General features: G+C 67.3%; 15 protein-coding genes. 10 read left to right on the top strand and 5 right to left on the bottom strand.

From position 1 onward, the window contains the following. Positions 1–211: 211 nt before the first annotated feature. From mreC to PIGHUM_RS04650, 6 genes are all read left to right on the top strand, one after another. Positions 212–1,117 carry a rod shape-determining protein MreC gene (gene mreC, locus PIGHUM_RS04675; protein WP_124078130.1) on the top strand — a complete coding sequence of 302 codons (906 nt, stop codon included), beginning with the start codon at positions 212–214 and terminating at the stop codon, positions 1,115–1,117. Continuing rightward, positions 1,114–1,656 carry a rod shape-determining protein MreD gene (gene mreD, locus PIGHUM_RS04670; RefSeq protein WP_124078129.1) on the top strand — a complete coding sequence of 181 codons (543 nt, stop codon included), beginning with the start codon at positions 1,114–1,116 and terminating at the stop codon, positions 1,654–1,656. Before mreC ends, mreD begins: the two co-directional genes overlap by 4 nt. Positions 1,657–1,676: 20 nt before the next feature. Further along, positions 1,677–3,578 carry a penicillin-binding protein 2 gene (mrdA, locus tag PIGHUM_RS04665; protein WP_124078128.1) on the top strand — a complete coding sequence of 634 codons (1,902 nt, stop codon included), beginning with the start codon at positions 1,677–1,679 and terminating at the stop codon, positions 3,576–3,578. Continuing rightward, complete coding sequence (rodA, locus tag PIGHUM_RS04660; protein ID WP_425466674.1) at positions 3,574–4,737, top strand: rod shape-determining protein RodA; 1,164 nt, start codon at positions 3,574–3,576, stop codon at positions 4,735–4,737. Before mrdA ends, rodA begins: the two co-directional genes overlap by 5 nt. Before the next feature lie 86 nt (positions 4,738–4,823). Next, the gene (locus PIGHUM_RS04655) at positions 4,824–5,126 is read left to right on the top strand and encodes a type II toxin-antitoxin system TacA family antitoxin (protein WP_124078123.1); all 303 of its coding nucleotides are present in this window, start codon (positions 4,824–4,826) and stop codon (positions 5,124–5,126) included. After that, entirely contained in the window at positions 5,123–5,617 is a 495-nt protein-coding gene (locus PIGHUM_RS04650; RefSeq protein ID WP_124078121.1) for a GNAT family N-acetyltransferase, read from the top strand. Before PIGHUM_RS04655 ends, PIGHUM_RS04650 begins: the two co-directional genes overlap by 4 nt. A gap of 55 nt (positions 5,618–5,672) precedes the next feature. Here the strand turns inward: PIGHUM_RS04650 and mutY are convergent, their stop codons facing one another. Beyond that, positions 5,673–6,737: an A/G-specific adenine glycosylase gene (mutY, locus tag PIGHUM_RS04645; protein WP_124078119.1), complete on the bottom strand. Its 1,065-nt coding sequence runs from the start codon at positions 6,735–6,737 to the stop codon at positions 5,673–5,675. 177 nt (positions 6,738–6,914) lie between these two features. Between mutY and PIGHUM_RS04640 the strand changes: the two genes are divergently transcribed. Then, on the top strand, positions 6,915–7,925 hold the full coding sequence (locus tag PIGHUM_RS04640) for an amidohydrolase family protein (RefSeq protein WP_124078117.1): 1,011 nt from the start codon (positions 6,915–6,917) through the stop codon (positions 7,923–7,925). A gap of 16 nt (positions 7,926–7,941) precedes the next feature. Further along, positions 7,942–8,973 (top strand): CobW family GTP-binding protein, encoded by a 1,032-nt coding sequence (locus PIGHUM_RS04635; RefSeq protein WP_222929217.1) that lies wholly within the window; start codon positions 7,942–7,944, stop codon positions 8,971–8,973. 42 nt (positions 8,974–9,015) lie between these two features. Here the strand turns inward: PIGHUM_RS04635 and PIGHUM_RS04630 are convergent, their stop codons facing one another. The 3 genes from PIGHUM_RS04630 to PIGHUM_RS04620 are packed head-to-tail and all read right to left on the bottom strand — an operon-like array spanning position 9,016 to position 12,370. Further along, on the bottom strand, positions 9,016–10,023 hold the full coding sequence (locus PIGHUM_RS04630) for a DODA-type extradiol aromatic ring-opening family dioxygenase (protein ID WP_124078113.1): 1,008 nt from the start codon (positions 10,021–10,023) through the stop codon (positions 9,016–9,018). A 52-nt stretch (positions 10,024–10,075) separates the two neighbouring features. Further along, on the bottom strand, positions 10,076–11,359 hold the full coding sequence (locus PIGHUM_RS04625) for an aromatic ring-hydroxylating oxygenase subunit alpha (RefSeq protein ID WP_124078111.1): 1,284 nt from the start codon (positions 11,357–11,359) through the stop codon (positions 10,076–10,078). A 15-nt stretch (positions 11,360–11,374) separates the two neighbouring features. Then, entirely contained in the window at positions 11,375–12,370 is a 996-nt protein-coding gene (locus tag PIGHUM_RS04620; RefSeq protein ID WP_124078109.1) for a tripartite tricarboxylate transporter substrate-binding protein, read from the bottom strand. 192 nt (positions 12,371–12,562) lie between these two features. Here PIGHUM_RS04620 and PIGHUM_RS04615 point away from each other — a divergent pair, with 192 nt between their 5' ends. After that, positions 12,563–13,297, top strand: coding sequence for a FadR/GntR family transcriptional regulator (locus PIGHUM_RS04615; protein ID WP_160142162.1), 735 nt, complete (start codon positions 12,563–12,565; stop codon positions 13,295–13,297). A gap of 105 nt (positions 13,298–13,402) precedes the next feature. Here the strand turns inward: PIGHUM_RS04615 and mutM are convergent, their stop codons facing one another. Next, positions 13,403–14,224: a bifunctional DNA-formamidopyrimidine glycosylase/DNA-(apurinic or apyrimidinic site) lyase gene (mutM, locus tag PIGHUM_RS04610; protein ID WP_124078105.1), complete on the bottom strand. Its 822-nt coding sequence runs from the start codon at positions 14,222–14,224 to the stop codon at positions 13,403–13,405. Between the two features lie 158 nt (positions 14,225–14,382). Between mutM and PIGHUM_RS04605 the strand changes: the two genes are divergently transcribed. Next, entirely contained in the window at positions 14,383–16,182 is a 1,800-nt protein-coding gene (locus PIGHUM_RS04605; RefSeq protein ID WP_124078103.1) for a tetratricopeptide repeat protein, read from the top strand. Positions 16,183–16,187 lie beyond the last annotated feature (5 nt).

Raw genomic sequence — 16,187 nt, 5'->3', positions numbered from 1 at the left:
CCCCCAGGGGGCGGCACTGGCGGACCGGCGGAGCCGGATCCGCTGTGCCCTGGGTTAAAACCTGGTGCTTGGCGGGAATCTGAGATCGGTAGGTCGAGCCGGTTTCCCGTGCGTCGTGTAGTTTTGGAGCGGGGGCGAGCTGCGGTTCGCCCCGGTGTTTTTCCCAGGCGGGGGCGATCCTCTCTCCTGCGGAGGCTGGACACTCCTTCCCATGCAAACCAGTCCACCGTCGTTTTTCAAGCAAGGTCCGCCGGCCTGGGTCAGGCTGGGGTTCTTTGTCTTCCTGTCGCTGACCCTGCTGGTGGTCGATTCGCGCATGCGCGCGCTCGATGCCGTGCGCCAGGCCGTGGGCGTGGTGCTTTATCCGTTCCAGCGGGTCATGCTGCTGCCGCGCGAAGGCATGCAGTACCTGGCCGATTTCTTCGAGGTCAACAGCAGCGTCCAGCAGGAGATCGAGGCCATGCGGCGCGAGCGCATCGAGATGGCGCAGCTGACCACGCAGGCGGCGCAGATGGCGGCCGAGAATGCGCAGTTGCGGCGGCTGCTGGGGGCGAATGCGCGCGTACAGGCGCCCACGGTGCTGGTGCAGGTGCTGTTCGAGGCGCGCGACGCCTTTTCGCGCCGGCTGATCGTCGACAAGGGAACGCGCCAGGGCATCGCCGCCGGCATGCCCGTGATCGACGACGGCGGTGTGGTGGGGCAGGTCGTGCGTGTTTCGCCGATGACCGCCGAGGTCGCGCTGCTGACCGACAAGGCGCAGTCCATACCCATCCAGGTGCTGCGCACCGGCCTGCGCGGCATCACCTATGGCGGCGAGATCGGCGGCCGGCTGGGGCTGCGCTTCATGGCCGCCGATGCGGACATCCAGGTCGGCGACGCGCTGGTGACCAGCGGCCTGGACGGCATCTACCCGGAGGGCCTGCCCGTGGCCACGGTCGAATCGGTCGAGCGCGATGCCAGCGCGGGTTTCGCGCGCATCCTGTGCAAGCCGGTGGCGGGCCTGGAGCGCTATCGCCATTTCCTGGTGCTGCAGACTGTCGAGCCCGGGCAGGCTGCACAACCTCCCGCAACGGCGGGCGACGAATCGTCGACGCCGGCGTCCGACAATTCCCCATGAAAGCGCCCTCCACCCTGCCTCGCTCCAAGATCCCGGCCGAGCATCTGCTCCTGCCGGTGCAGCCGCGCTTCCTCTGGATGACGCTGTTCGTGGCCTGGCTCCTCAACCTGCTGCCGTGGGGACAGGTCGGCGGCATCCCCGACGTGCTGGCTATCTGCCTGGTATTCTGGAGCGTGCACGAACCGCGCCGGGTGGGCATGCTGGCCGCCTTCGTGTTCGGCATCCTGATGGACGTCCATGGCTCGGCCCGCCTGGGCGAGCACGCGCTGTCCTATACCCTCATGGTCTACCTGGCCTTGCTCATGCACAGGCGCCTGTCGTGGTTCTCGCCATGGCTGCAGGCCCTGCACGTGCTGCCGGTGTTTTTCGTGTCGGAGCTGACCGTGTATGCGATCCGCGGCTGGCTCGACGGGTCCTGGCCCGGCTGGTGGTGGGCGATGAACAGCGTCATTTCGGCGCTATTGTGGCCGCTGGCGGGCTGGATCCTGCAGGCGCCGCAGCGCCGGCCGGTCGATCCCGACGATACGCGGCCCATTTGAGCCGTCATTTTCCGCAGCACATGACCGAACTCAAGAATACCGAGCGAGAACTGCAGCACTTCCGCTTGCGCCTGCTGGTGGCGGTCGGTTTCGTGCTGGTCTGCTTCGGTTTGCTGGCGTCGCGCTTCTGGTATCTGCAGGTGGCCAACCACGATGCGTATGCCGCGCGGGCCGAGCAGAACCGCATCTCGCTGGTGCCGGCGACGCCCCACCGCGGCATCGTGGTGGACCGCAACGGCGCGCTGCTGGCGCGCAATTATTCGGCCTATACCCTCGAGATCACGCCGTCCAAGACGGTGGGCAAGCTGGACGACCTGATCGAGCAGCTGGCGGGCGTGATGCCCATCGACAACCGCGACCGGCGCCGCTTCAAGCAGTTGCTCGGCGAATCGCGCCGTTTCGAGAGCCTGCCCATACGCAGCCGGCTGACCGACGAGGAAGTGGCGCGCTTCGCGGCGCAGGCCTACCGTTTTCCCGGCGTGGAGATCCGTGCCCGGCTGCTGCGCACCTATCCGCAGGGCGATGCCGCCGCCCACGTGATCGGCTACATCGGGCGCATTTCGCAGCGCGACATCAACCGGCTCGAAGAAGAAGGGAATCTCTCCAACTACCGCGGCACCGACTACATCGGCAAGGAAGGGCTGGAGAAATCCTACGAAGAAGTGCTGCATGGCAAGACCGGCGTCGAAGAGGTCGAAGTCACGGCCTCGGGCCGCGCGGTCCGCACCCTGTCGCGCACGCCGCCGGTCTCGGGCAAGAACCTGATCCTGTCCATGGACGTGGAGCTGCAGCGCATCGCCGAGGCGGCCTTCGGCAACCGGCGCGGCGCGCTGGTGGCGATCGAACCGGCCACGGGCGACATCCTGGCCTTCGTGTCGCGCCCGTCCTTCGATCCCAATCTGTTCGTCGACGGCATCGACGTCGAGAGCTGGAAGGCCTTGAACGAATCGCCCGACCGGCCGCTGATCAACCGGCCGCTCTACGGCACCTATCCCATCGGCTCGACCTACAAGCCTTTCATGGCGCTGGCCGGGCTGGAGCTGGGCAAGCGCACCTTCACCGGCACCATGTACGATCCCGGCTACTTCGAGTTCGGCGGCCGGCGCTACCGCAACTCGGGCGAGGCCGCGTACGGCACGATAGACATGCAGCGGGCGCTGCAGGTGTCGTCGGATACCTATTTCTATTCGCTCGCCGCCGACCTGGGCGTGGACGCCATCCACGATTTCATGAAGCCCTTCGGGTTCGGCCAGATCACCGGCATCGATCTGGGCGGCGAGCGCACCGGCATCCTGCCCTCGACCGCATGGAAGCGCAAAGCGTATTCCAAGCCCGAGCAGCAGCGCTGGTATGCGGGCGAGACCATCTCCGTCGGCGTGGGCCAGGGCTACAACGCTTTCACGCTGCTGCAACTGGCCCAGGCCACCTCGGTGCTGGCCAACGACGGCGTCTACATGAAGCCGCACCTGGTCAAGGCGCTGCAGGACAGCGCCACGGGCGGGCAGACCCTGACCGTGCCGCACGAAAGCTACCGCATTCCGCTCAAGCGCGAGAACGTGCAGATGATCAAACAGGCCATGGTGTCGGTCACGAAAAGCGGTACCGCGGCGCGCGCGTTCGCCGGCGCGCCCTACGTCGCGGCGGGCAAGACCGGCACGGCGCAGGTCTACAGCCTGCGCAGCGGCGAGAAATACAACGCCAGCCGGCTCGACGAGCGGCTGCGCGACCATGCGCTGTTCATGGCCTTCGCGCCGCTCGACCGGCCTCGCATCGCGCTGGCGCTGATCGTCGAAAATGCGGGCTGGGGCGCGACCGTGGCCGCACCGATGGCGCGGCAGGTTTTCGACTACTGGCTGCTGGGCAAGCGCCCGGGCGGGCCCGTGCCGGACACGCCGCCTTCCACGGAGGTCTCGGGTGATTGACCGTTCCGGCCTGTTCGGCCGCATCACGTGGCGGACGCTTCTGCTGCGCACGTTCTCGGTGTTCGACGCGCCGCTGCTGCTGGTGCTGATCGCGCTGGCGGGCGTCGGCCTGATGTCCATGTATTCGGCCGGCGGCGGCTTCGACGGCCGCTTTGCCGACCAGTTGCGCAACTACGGCATCGCCTTGCTGGCGATGTGGCTGCTCGCGCAGCTTTCTCCCCATACCCTGATGCGGGTGGCGGTGCCCGTCTACCTGGTGGGCATGGTGCTGCTGCTCGGCGTGGAAGTGGCCGGCGAAACCAGCAAGGGCGCCACCCGCTGGCTCAACCTCGGGTTCACGCGGATCCAGCCCTCCGAAATGATGAAGATCGCCGTGCCCATGATGCTGGCCTGGTACTTCCACAAGCACCAGGGCGCCCTGCGCGTGCGCGATTTCATCGTGGCCGCGGTGCTGATGCTGGCGCCTTTTTCCCTCATCGTGCTGCAGCCCGACCTGGGCACGGCCCTGCTGGTGTTCGGCGCGGGCTTTTTCGTGCTGTTCTTCGCCGGGCTGTCGTTCCGCCTGCTGGCGCCGGTCACGCTCGTGGCCGTCGTCGCCATCGGCACCATCGTCATGCTGGAAGACCGGCTGTGCGCGGACGGGCTGGACTGGGTGATCCTGCACGGCTACCAGAAGCATCGCGTCTGCACGCTGCTGGATCCGAGTTCGGATCCGCTGGGCAAGGGCTTCCACACCATCCAGTCGGCCATCGCGGTAGGCTCCGGCGGGCTGCTGGGCAAAGGGTACATGCAGGGCACCCAGACCCATCTCGATTTCATCCCCGAGCGCACCACCGACTTCATCTTCGCCGTCTTCGCCGAAGAGTTCGGCCTGGTCGGCAACCTGCTGCTGCTGCTGTTGTACCTGCTGCTGCTGGCGCGCGGCCTGACCATAGCGGCCAACGCGCCCACCGTTTTCGCCCGCCTGCTGGCAGGCGCGCTGACCATGGTGTTCTTCGTCTACGCCTTCGTGAACATGGGCATGGTCAGCGGCATCCTGCCGGTGGTGGGCGTGCCCCTGCCGTTCATGAGCTACGGCGGCACCGCGCTGCTGACGCTCGGGTGCGCGGCGGGGATCCTGATGGGAGTGCAGCGGCACCGGACGCTGGTGCAGAGCTGACGTCCGCCGGCCACTTCGGGTGTTTGCTCGCCCATAGAGCGCTTGTGCTAACATTGTTCGTACGTAACTAACTTTAGGCGAACGTCATGCCTACGCATGCTCTATCTTCCCCGGGCAGCGCACTGAAATCTTCCCGCTTGGGGCTGCGCACCACGCCCGAACAGGAAGCCGTACTACGGCGCGCAGCAGATGTCGCGCATAAATCCTTGACCGAATTCATTCTGGACGCCGCCACTCGGGCCGCAGAGCAGACTTTGCTCGACCAGCGGCTGTTCATGGTGTCTGGCGCCGAGTACCAAGCTTTGCTGGAATTGCTTGACCGCCCGGAACGGCCCAATCCGGGATTGGCCGAGCTCTTTGCCAGGAAGGCCCCTTGGGAGGCTCGATGAGCCTGTCGGCGCCCACAGCGCTCGACGCCCATCACAATCTCGAAGGATTCGACTGCGGCAAGCCGGCATTGACCGATTGGCTGGTGCGCCATGCTCGACAAGCCCATGGCAGTGGTTCTGCCAGAACCTTCGTTGTTTGTGATGAGCGGCGTGTAGCGGGGTATTTCAGTCTGACGGTTGGCCAGGTCGACACGAGCGACGTGCCGGATCGGGTTCGCCGCGGCATGGGTCAGTATCCCATTCCTGTGATACTGCTAGCCCGGCTGGCCGTCGATACAGCCTACCAAGGGCAGGGTATCGGGATAGGCATGCTGCAAGATGCCATCCGACGCACCCTCTTCATTTCCGAGCGGGCTGGGATACGCGCCTTGCTGACCCACCCCATCGACACGCAGGCGGATGCGTTCTATCGCAAATTCGGGTTCGAACCGACCTTTGCGCAAGAGAGTCAGTTGGTGCTGCTCTTGAAGGATGCGCGAAAGCACGTTTAGGTGGCGGCACTGGCTCTCGATGAGTGACCAGCAGGCGCTCGTGGGGCCGGCGCCGCTACAGCAGCGTGCCGCGCACGAACAGGCCCTGCAGCAGTTTCTTGACCGGCGCGGGCAGCGCGGCCTGTGCCACTTCGCCGGTGGGCAGCCATACCTGCGGCGCCTGCGCGTCGCGCAGCGCCAGCGCGCCCGCGCGTACGTGCCAGGGCGCGATCTGCAGCTTGAAGTGCGTGAACGTGTGCAAGAACTCGGGCAGGCGGACGGCCTCGGCGGCTTCTATGCCCAGTTGCCGGCAGGCCAGCGCGGCGTCGCCGTCGGCGAATTCGGGCAGGCTCCACAGGCCGCCCCAGATGCCGGGCGAGGGCCGGCGCTGGAGCAGGATCTCGCTGTTCTTCTCGATCACCAGCATGCCGGTCTGCCGCTGCGGCACCGCCTTGCGTTCGCGCGGCGTCGGCAATTCGTGCTGGCGCGCTTCGCGCAGGGCCATGCAGGTGGCCCGCACCGGACAGGCGCCGCAGGCCGGATCCCCGCGCGTGCACAGCGTCGCGCCCAGGTCCATCAGCCCTTGCGTATAGCGCCGCATTTGCTCGGCCGCATCCGGTCCGTCGGCCGGCACTTCGGCCTGCGCAATGGCCCACATGCGCTGTTCCACCGCGCGCTTGGTCGGGTCGCCCTCGATGCCGAAATGGCGCGCAAAGACCCGCTTCACGTTGCCGTCCAGGATGGGACTGCGTTCTCCATAGGCAAACGCGGCGATCGCCGCCGCCGTCGAACGGCCGATGCCGGGCAGGGTTTTGATATCCGCTGCTGCAGGCGGAAACCGGCCGCCCCAGTCCGACACCACCTGCCGCGCACAGGCGTGCAGATTGCGCGCGCGCGTGTAGTAGCCGAGCCCGGCCCAGAGCGCCATGACTTGTTCTTCGTCCGCCGCGGCGAGATCGGCGACGGTCGGGAAGCTGGCCAGGAAGCGCGTGTAGTACGGGATGACCGTGGCGACCTGGGTCTGCTGGAGCATGATCTCCGAGAGCCAGATGCGGTACGGATCGTGGGTGTTCTGCCAGGGCAGGGTGTGCCGGCCGCTGGCGCGCTGCCATTCGGCGATGCGGTGGGAGAAAGGCTGCATGGTGGGATGGAATCCTTGCTGTTCCCCGTGGCCCGCCTCTTGGCCGGGCCAGGCTGGAGAACTCTGTTGCCGTGGCAGTGTAGGACGATTCCACGCGTCGCGGCGGCACGCTTGACAGTAGCTTGATTCACTCATACTGTATGCGTGTTAAATGGATAGTTCGAGGAGACAGGAAAAATGATCATCGATTGCCACGCCCACGTCAGCGCTCCGGCCGAGCTTTGGGCATACAAGGCGACGCTGCTGGCATCGCGCGGCACCCATGGCCGGGGCGGCGTGAAAGTCAGCGATGACGAGATCCGGCTGGCAGCGAACAAGGCGGAGACTTGGCCCAAGGGGCACCTGGACTACATCCGCGACCACGGCACCGATATGCAATTGGTGTCGCCCCGGCCGTTCCACATGATGCATTCCGAGAAGCCGGCGCGCATCATCGATTGGTACACGCAGGAGTGCAACGACATCATCCATCGCCAGATGAAGCTCTTCCCGGGTACCTTCACCGGCATTGCCGGGCTGCCCCAGGTGGCCGGGGCGCCGATAGCGCATGTGCTGCCCGAGCTCGAGCGCTGCATCAACGAGCTCGGCTTCGCCGGCTGCCTGCTCAACCCCGATCCCTTCGAGAACGGCGTGGACGAGGCGCCGCCGCTGGGCGACAGCTACTGGTATCCCCTGTACGAGAAGCTGTGCGAACTCGACGTGCCCGCGCATATCCACGCGACCGGCTCGCGGTCCGAGCGCGTGCCGTACTCGCTGCACTTCGTGAACGAAGAAACCATCGCCGTGGTGGGGCTGGTCAACTCCAGCGTATTCAAGGACTTCCCCGATCTCAAAGTGGTGGTGAGCCATGGCGGCGGCGCCGCGCCCTACCAGTTCGGCCGCTTCGAGGCGCCGTCGATCCGCCGCGGCACGGGCAACCGTTTTTCGGACGGCTTCGCCAAGCTCTATTTCGATACGGTGCTGTATACGGAAGAAGCCCTGCGCCTGCTGATCAAGACGGCGGGCGTGGACCGCTGCCTGTTCGGCACCGAGTGCCCGGGCGTCGGTTCCGCCGTCGATCCGAAGACCGGCCGTTCCTTCGACGACGTGAAGACCATGATCGAAGGACTGGACTGGCTGTCGGCCGATGACCGCGGGAAGATCTTCGAAGGCAACGCCCGCAAGGTTTTCCGGCTGCCCGCCGCTTGAGCCGCAGGGGGCCGTCGTGGACCATTCATCCGCCGCGCGCGGCGCGACGCCCGTCTATCTGCTGACGGGCTTTCTGGGCAGCGGCAAGACCACCCTGCTCAGGGCATTGCTGCGCCAGCCGGCGATGGCCTCCACCGCGGTCGTCATCAACGAATTCGGCGAGATCGGCCTGGACCACGAACTGGTCGAGGCCGTGGACGGCGAAACCGTGCTGCTTCCCGGAGGCTGCATGTGCTGCACCGTCCGCGACGACCTCGCGCGTACGCTGGCCGACCTGGACCGGCGGCGGGCGCAGGGCGAAGTGCCGCCGTTCGAGCGCGTGATCATCGAAAGCACGGGTCTGGCCGATCCCGGACCCGTGCTGCAGGTGCTGCTCAAACATGGCGACCTGCTCGAACGCTTCGCGCTGGGCGGCGTGTGGACGACGCTGGACGCGGTGCACGCGCAGTCGCAACTGGATGCGCACGTCGAATCGGTGCGCCAGTTGGCACTGGCGGACTGCGTCGTCATGACCAAGACGGATCTGGCGCCGTTCACCGCGCCGGCGAGCCTGGCGGCGCGCGTGCGCAAGATCAACCCTCATGCGCGGATGCTGCATGTCTGCGAGGGTGCGGTCGACGCGGCCGAACTACTGGCGCAGACGCCTTCCGCGGCAAGCGGCGATGAGCCCGAGGCGATGCTGCGCGGATTATGCCAAGCGGGGCCGACCGGCCATGTCTGCGGCGCCGGCTGCGGCCCGCACGCACATGCGCACGACGGACGCTTCCGCACCAGCAGCCTGCGCTTCGATCGCCCCCTGGAATGGGACGAAGTATGCGACTGGCTGGGCGGCCTGGCCTTTTTCCATGGCGCCCGGCTGTTGCGCATGAAAGGCATCCTGAACGTGGCGGGGGAAGACCGGCCGCTGGCGGTTCATGGCGTCCAGCATCTTTTCCATCCGCCGACCCCGATGGAGCGCTGGCCCGACGACGACCGCAGCTCGCGCCTGGTATTCATTACCGACGGCCTGGACGAGCAGGCGCTGCGGCCGCCTTTCTCTACGGCATAAGCCGCGTGCAGGAATCCGCGGATTCCTGCCTCGCCTCTCGTTCTATTCCCAGACGGCAAAGCCCATCGCACTGCCGGTGCCCGCCGGCGTACGGTAGCAGGCGACGTAGTCCAGCAGCTCCATGCGCAGGCCGCTGTCGTGCATCGCGGCGGCAAGCGGGTACCAGCTGCGGATCTCGGCCGTATTGCCGTTGAACATGGCTTCCGGGATCGCCGCGAGCGCGGCCTCGTCGCGGCGCATCAGCGCATCGAGCACCTGCCGGTCGAGCTCCTCGTCGACGCAGAAATGGGTGAGGCCGCCAGACGCCACGACGGCGACGCGCAGATCCGCGGGCAAGATGTCGATGGCGCGTTTCAGCGCATGTCCGAACGCCAGGCAGCGGCGCAGCCTGGGCCGGTTCAGACCGACGCCCACGTTGGTGAAGATCGGCACGCTGGGCGGAGGCGCGTCGCGCATGATGCGCCGGTAGATGTAGCCGAACGCGTGGGGGATGCCTTCCTGCGCTTTGAGGCTGCGCGGCATGCCGGTCGACGTGGCGACGTCGAACTCCTGGTCGATCAGCGAGGACACCAGGTGTCCGGCCAGCTCCGGCGCGCCGGCATAGGTCGCTCCGCCCGGCGGGCAATGGCTTTCCTCGGCGATGGCGATGCCGGGCGGCAGCCGCGCGACCGCTTCTTCGGAGAGCGGAATGTTCTCGATCGCGGCGCCGGTATAAATGGTGAACGCCGGGACCAGTTCTTCCGTGAACACCTCGCTCTGGTCGTTGCCGAGGACGAGCACGACGTCGGGCGCCGCCTGCGCGAAACGGTCGGCGAGCCGGTCCAGCGCGCGCTGGCAGCGGTCGAAACTGGACTGCTGCGCCGCCGGTTCGAGCTGCGCGGCGAATCCGGGCGCGCGCCGGGCGAGCAGGCTGTCATAGTCCAGCGATTCGCCGCGGTACCAATGGGCCTGGTTCTTCTGGTCGGCCGACGCGCGCAAGCGCCACAGGTCGGGCGGCGTGGACAGCATCGGACCGTGGGATGTCGCGAGGCCGAATACTATGCGGGCCATACTGCTCCTTTGTTCAGTGGGAATGACAGGACGCCATGTCTGAGTCCCGTCGCTAGATGTTGACGATGCCGACTTCGACGGTCTTCAGGCCCATCGCGTCTTCATAGGCACGCTTGATGTGATCGGGCTGCCCGGCATGGAAAGGGAAGTGGTGCAGATGCTTGCCCCACACCGGATGCCGTTCGTATTGCTCGAGCGGCATCCCGTTGAGCATCAGCTCGCGCTCGGACATGGGCAATTCGATGCGCCGGTTCAGGGCCGGGTCGCGGATCACGCCCTTGGGGTCCTGGCCCCGGGCGACCCGGTCCATGTCCTCGAACAGGCGGCGGCGTATCAATGCCACGCCGCGGTCGCTCGCGCCCAGGTTCTCGTGGCTGCGGTTGGTGATGCGGCCCTGGCCGACCCAGGCGACGATGTCCTGGTTGATCACGTGGCTGCAGATCCAGCGGCCGGTCTTGGCATCGACGATCGGGCTTTGCCAGGATGGAATCGTTTCTTGCCGGTAGGGCTCGGCCTCGTTGGGCACGCGGATGAAAGACCAGGTCACGCTCAGCGTGTTTTCGTCGTCGACCGGCACGCGCCATTCGAAGTGGTCGCCCAGGAAGAAGCCATGGGGCCACAGGCAGACGCGTCCAACCGTCCACAGCGGATGGCTTTCGTCGGTGTCTTCGCGCACGCGCTTGTAGACGAAACCGAAGTCGAATTCCTCGAAGTGCAGCTTGGTGTGCGCGGGGGCATAGGGACCGGTGTCGCCCCGCAGCCGCCGGCTCCAGTTGGCGTGCATCCACTCGAAATGGACGGGGTCGATCGAATTCTCCTGGGCTTGCACCCAGTTGCAGGGCACGTCGGCGAATACGATCTGGACGAAGCCGTTGTTCCAGCTGAACGGCTCCCAGTCGGGCAGTTCGGGCGCCGGCTGGGGGCCCAGATAGGCCCAGAGCAAGCCGCCCTTGGCCCGTACCGGATAGGCGGTGTGGCGGATCTTGTTGCGCAGCTTGCTGTCCGCATCGACCATGTCCTCGTAGGGAAAATGCACCCCCTTGCCTTCATGGTCGAACTGCCAGCCGTGGTAATTGCAGCGCAGCCCCCGTTCTTCGACGAAGCCGTAGGCCAGGTCGGCATTGCGATGCGAGCAGTGGCGGGCCAATAGCCCGTAGTTGCCGCCCAGGTCGCGGTACAGGACCAGGTCTTCGCCCAGCAGGCGCACCGGCCTGACTGGATCGCTCGCCAGCTGGTCCACCGCGCCGATCGGGTGCCAGTAGCGGCGCAGCAGTTCTCCGCCGGGCGTATCGGCGCCGACCTGGGTCAGGGCGCGGTTCTTTTCTTCGCTCAGCATGTCGGCATCTCCATCTCAATCGGCTTGCAGCCCGTGATCTTTGATGACGCGCTTCCACTGCTCGAACTCGCGCCGGGTCAGCTCGGCGAATGCCTCGGGCGAGGTCAGCACGACGTCGTAGCCCTTCTCGCTGGCGCTGCGGCGCATCTGCGGCGTATCCATGACCGCGCCGACTTCCTTGTTCAGCCGCAGGATGATTTCCCGCGGGGTGCCGGCCGGCGCGTACAGGCCGAGGTAGGTCGAGAAGTCGAAATCGGGATAGCCGGACTGGGCGATGCTGGGCACCCCGGGCAGGGACGGCGACGGGGTCTTGCCGGTCTGCGCGATGGCCTTCAGCTTGCCGGACGCCACCAGCGTCCGCGCGTTCTCGACCGTTCCGATGATCATCGTGGAATTGTTCTGCATCACGTCCATGGTGGCGACGTTCATGCCGTTGGCCGGGATGTGGCGCATCTTCGTGCCCAGCATGTCCTGCAGCACCAGCGTGTAGAGATGCGTGGTGGAACCCGTGCCGGGCGAACTGTACGACGCCGCATCGCCCTGCTTGCGCAGATGCTCGACCAGTTGGGGAAAGGTGTCGGCCGGATTGGAGGGATGGACCAGCACGGCGAGCTGGCCGTCGACGATCTGCCCGATGGCGTCGAAATCCTTGACCGGATCGTAGGGCGACTTGCGCGACGCCGGCGTGATGACGTGCGAATTCAGCGACATCATCAGCGTGTAGCCGTCGGGCGGCGCCTTGGCCACGAAGGCCGTGCCGATGGCCGTTGCCGCGCCCGCCTTGTTCTCCACCACGACGGTCTGGCCGAGGCGCTGCCCCAGCGGCTCCGACAGCATGCGGGCGAAGGTGTCGGCGCTGGTGCCGGGCGTATAGGGGACGATGATCTTGATCGGCCGGTTCGGATACGCGCCGTCGGCGGCGAAGGCGAACTGTGCCTGGACGGCCAGGGCGAGCGGGGCGGCTGCCAGCGCCAGGAAGCGGCGCCGGAGGAAACAGAGGCTGGGGGTCATGGTGTCTCCTGATTTCGGATGGGATTTATTACACGCTTATTCGCATACTATATGCGTGTTTTTTGCGACGGTAAATCCCATTGCCGGATTTCGTCCGTCCCTGCCGGGCGCGCTGGCGCGCCGCCCTATAATGCGCGCTTCTCCTGCAAGAGGATGCAGCCGCTGTCCGGGCATCCCGGCGCCCGACTCGCGATGAAACGAAACACCAAGGCAAATACTCCCCCCGTGTGGCTCGAGGAAAAACCGGAAGCCACGGCGGTGCGCGTGGAGCGGCAGATCAAGGAAGCCGTGCTGGACGGCCGGCTCAAGCCGGGCGATGCGCTCGGGTCGGAAAACGACCTGGCGGCGCAGTTCGGCGTCAGCCGGCTGCCCATCCGCGAAGCGTTGAGCCGGCTGCGGGCCCTGGGCGTGGTCGAGATCCGCACAGGCGCCGGCGGCGGGGCGCGCATCGCCAGTTCTGGCAATCCCACGCCCGCGGTCGAGGCGCTGGCACTGCAGCTGCAACTGGCGGGCGTGACGGCCGCCGAGGTGTTCGAGGCCCAGTTCGTGCTCGAAACGGCGGCGCTGCCGCTGGCGGCCCAGGTGGCGACCGAGGACGACCTGGCGGCCATCGAAGCGGCCATCGCCGAGGCCGAACGCTGGACCCGGGAAGCCGACGGACGCTTCACCCGCGCGTCGCTGGAAGTCCACCAGGCCATGGTGGATGCCGCCCACAACCACGTCCTGTCCGCCACCATGCGCGCCGTCATCGCCGTGCTGTACCGCGCGCTGCTGAAAGGCACGTCGACCGAGCGCGCCAAAGGCGTCGTCGAACACCACCGGTCCGTGCTGGCAGCCATGCGGGCCCGCGACAGCGAACACGTGCGCGAGATCCTCGTTCCCTACCTCTCCCGCGTCAAACGCCACACGCAAGAGCTGGGCGGATAGGCGGGGAGGGCGCGGTACGGGCGTTCTCCCCAGGGCACAGCGGATCCGGCTCCGCCGGTCCGCCAGTGCCGCCCCTGGGGGGCGCGCGAAGCGCGTAGGGGGGGGCTATTTTTGGCAGCGCGGGCAGAAGTACGTCGCCCGCTGGCCCTGGATCAGGCGTCTTATCGGCGTTTCGCAAATGCGGCACGGCAGGCCGGCGCGGTCGTAGACGCGGGCGCTGATCTGGAAATAGCCGGATTCGCCGCCGGCCCCGACGTAGTCGCGCAGCGAACTGCCGCCGGCTTCGATGGCGTCTCCCAGGGTGTCGCGCACGGCTTGCGCGAGGCGGTCGTAGCGCGGAAGCGCGATGCGGCCGGCCTGGGTGCGGGGATTGATGCCGGCGCGGAACAGGCTCTCCGAGGCGTAGATGTTGCCCACGCCGACGACGATGTCGCCCATCAGCAGAGCTTGCTTGACGGCGGTGCTGCGGCCGCGGGTGTGGCGGTGCAGCCAGGCGCCGTCGAAGCGTTCGTCGAAGGGTTCGATGCCGAGGCTGGCCAGCAGCGGATGCGCTTCGACGGGCCCGGCCTCGGCGGGATGCCACAGGACAGCGCCGAAGCGGCGCGGATCGTGCATGCGCAGGGTGGCATGGTCGAACACCCAATCGACGTGGTCGTGCTTGCGCGGCGGCTCGTCGGGATGGACGTGGCGCAGCGACCCCGACATGCCCAGGTGCACGATGAGCCAGCCGTGGTCGAACTCCAGCAGCAGGTATTTGCCGCGGCGGCCCGCGGCATGGATGCGGCGTCCGGCGACCAGGGCTTCCAGCCCGTCCGGAATAGGCCAGCGCATCCGCCGTTCGCGCACGACCAGGCGGCGCAATGCGCTGCCCTCTACCGTGGGGGCGATGCCGCGGCGGGTGGTTTCGACTTCGGGTAGTTCAGGCATGATGCTTGCTGAAACGAGGGGTGAACCGTTGGCGCGATTGGCGGTCGTATGAAGGATACGAACGCCGGATCGGCTGCCGCGCCCACGGATGGGCTCGGGGCGCAGTGCTAAGATCACCGGATGTCGGTGGCGTCGGCGATACGCCAAGGAATTGTGCCATGTTGTTTAACGTTCATCGTTGGAAGCAGGCGGTTGCGGGAATGGGGCTGGCGGCGGCCATGTCGGCCGCGTGGGCCCAGTCCGGCGCGCCGTCGTCGTCCGACGAGCTGCTGGTTCCCGGCTTGAATCTATCGCCATTGGGCGGCCGGGCGGTGGTGCCCAAGACGCTGCCCGACGTGGATCTGTCCGCCGAAGTGCTGTTCCAGATCCTGGCCTCGGAGATCGCCGCACAGCGCGGCGCCTTCACCCCCGCCGCCGGGACATCCGTGGAGCTCGCGCGCGCCACTGGCGACCCCAGGCTGGCGCGCCGCGCCGTCGAGTTCTCGCTGGCCGGCGGCGATCTGGTGCGGGCGCTGGAAGCTGCGCAGATCTGGGCCGAGCTGGACCCGTCCGACGTCGAGGCGCGCCAGACTGCGCTGTCGCTGGCGGCCGCGGCGGGGCGCGTGGACGGCATGGGGCCGGCGCTGCGCGCGCGCATTGCCGCGGCGCCCGACAAGGCCATCGCCATCGTCGAGGCGCGGCGTGTGGTGGCGCGGCTGGAAGACCGCCGCCGCGCGCTCGGCATTCTCGACGAAGCCCTGGCCGACGTCCGCACCATGCCCGAGGCGCACATCGCCCTGGCGCGCACGGCCGGCGCGGCCGGCGACAACGCGCGCGCGCTGCGCGAAGCGGAGGCCGCTCTCCAGGCGCAGCCCGATTCCGAGACGGCGGCCATGCTGGCCCTGCAGATCGGCATAGAAAGCGATCCCGAGCGGGCGGTGGCCCGGGCCCGGGCCTTCGTCGCCACGCATGCCGAGGCGCGCAGCCTGCGCGTGCTGCTGGCCCGCGCGCTCGCCTCGGTCAAGGATTTCGACGGCGCGCGTTCCGAGCTGGAAGCCATGGCGCGCGCCAACCCCGAGGACTTCGAGATCATCTACATGCAAGGCGTGCTGGCGTACCAGTCCGAACGCCTGGACGATGCCGACGAATACCTCAGGCGCTATCTCGACATCCACGAACAGCGCTCGGCCTCCGCCGGCGCCGCGCCGCTGCCCGAAGCCGACAACGCCCTGTTCCTGCGCGTGCAGATCGCCGAGGACCAGCGCCGCTACGACGATGCCTTCGACCTGCTCGACAAGGTGGACGACCCGAATGCCGCGCTTGCGGCGCGCCTGCGGCAGGCCGTGCTGCGCGGCAAGCAGGGGCGCGTGGACGACGCACGTAAGATCATCTCCATCCTCGATCCGCGTTCGACCCGCGAAGGCGCGCAGGTGGCGCTGACCGAGGCGCAGATCCTGCGTTCGGCCGACCGCCGCGACGAGGCCGTCAAGGTGCTCGAGGCCGCCACCGAGCGCTATCCGGATACGCCGGAACTGATGTACGACCTGGCGATGCTGTACGAGCAGCAGAACCGGATCGAGGACATGGAAAAGCAGTTGCGGCAGGTCATCGCGGTCAAGCCCGACCATGCCCACGCCTATAACGCACTGGGCTATTCGCTGGCCGACCGCAATGTGCGCCTGGCCGAAGCCAAGCGCCTGGTCGAGCGCGCCGTCAACCTGTCGCCCGACGATCCCTTCATCATCGACAGCATGGGCTGGGTCTATTACCGCATGGGCGACCATGCGCGCGCGCTGTCCTATCTCGAACGCGCCTACAAGCTGCGTCCCGATGCCGAGATCGGCGTGCACCTGGGCGAAGTTCTTTGGGCGTCGGGGCAGCAGCAGCGCGCCCGTCAGCTCTGGCGCGAGGTACAGGCCAAGGATCCCGGCAACGGCCTGCTGCGCGGCACGCTGGCCCGTCTCGACGTCACGCTGTGAGCGCC

Origin of the sequence: Pigmentiphaga humi, assembly GCF_900606115.1 — a bacterium.
GTDB classification, from domain to species: Bacteria; Pseudomonadota; Gammaproteobacteria; order Burkholderiales; family Burkholderiaceae_B; genus Pigmentiphaga; species Pigmentiphaga humi.
The sequence above is the reverse complement of the archived record's forward strand: the minus strand, read 5'-3'. Positions and strand labels throughout refer to the sequence as shown.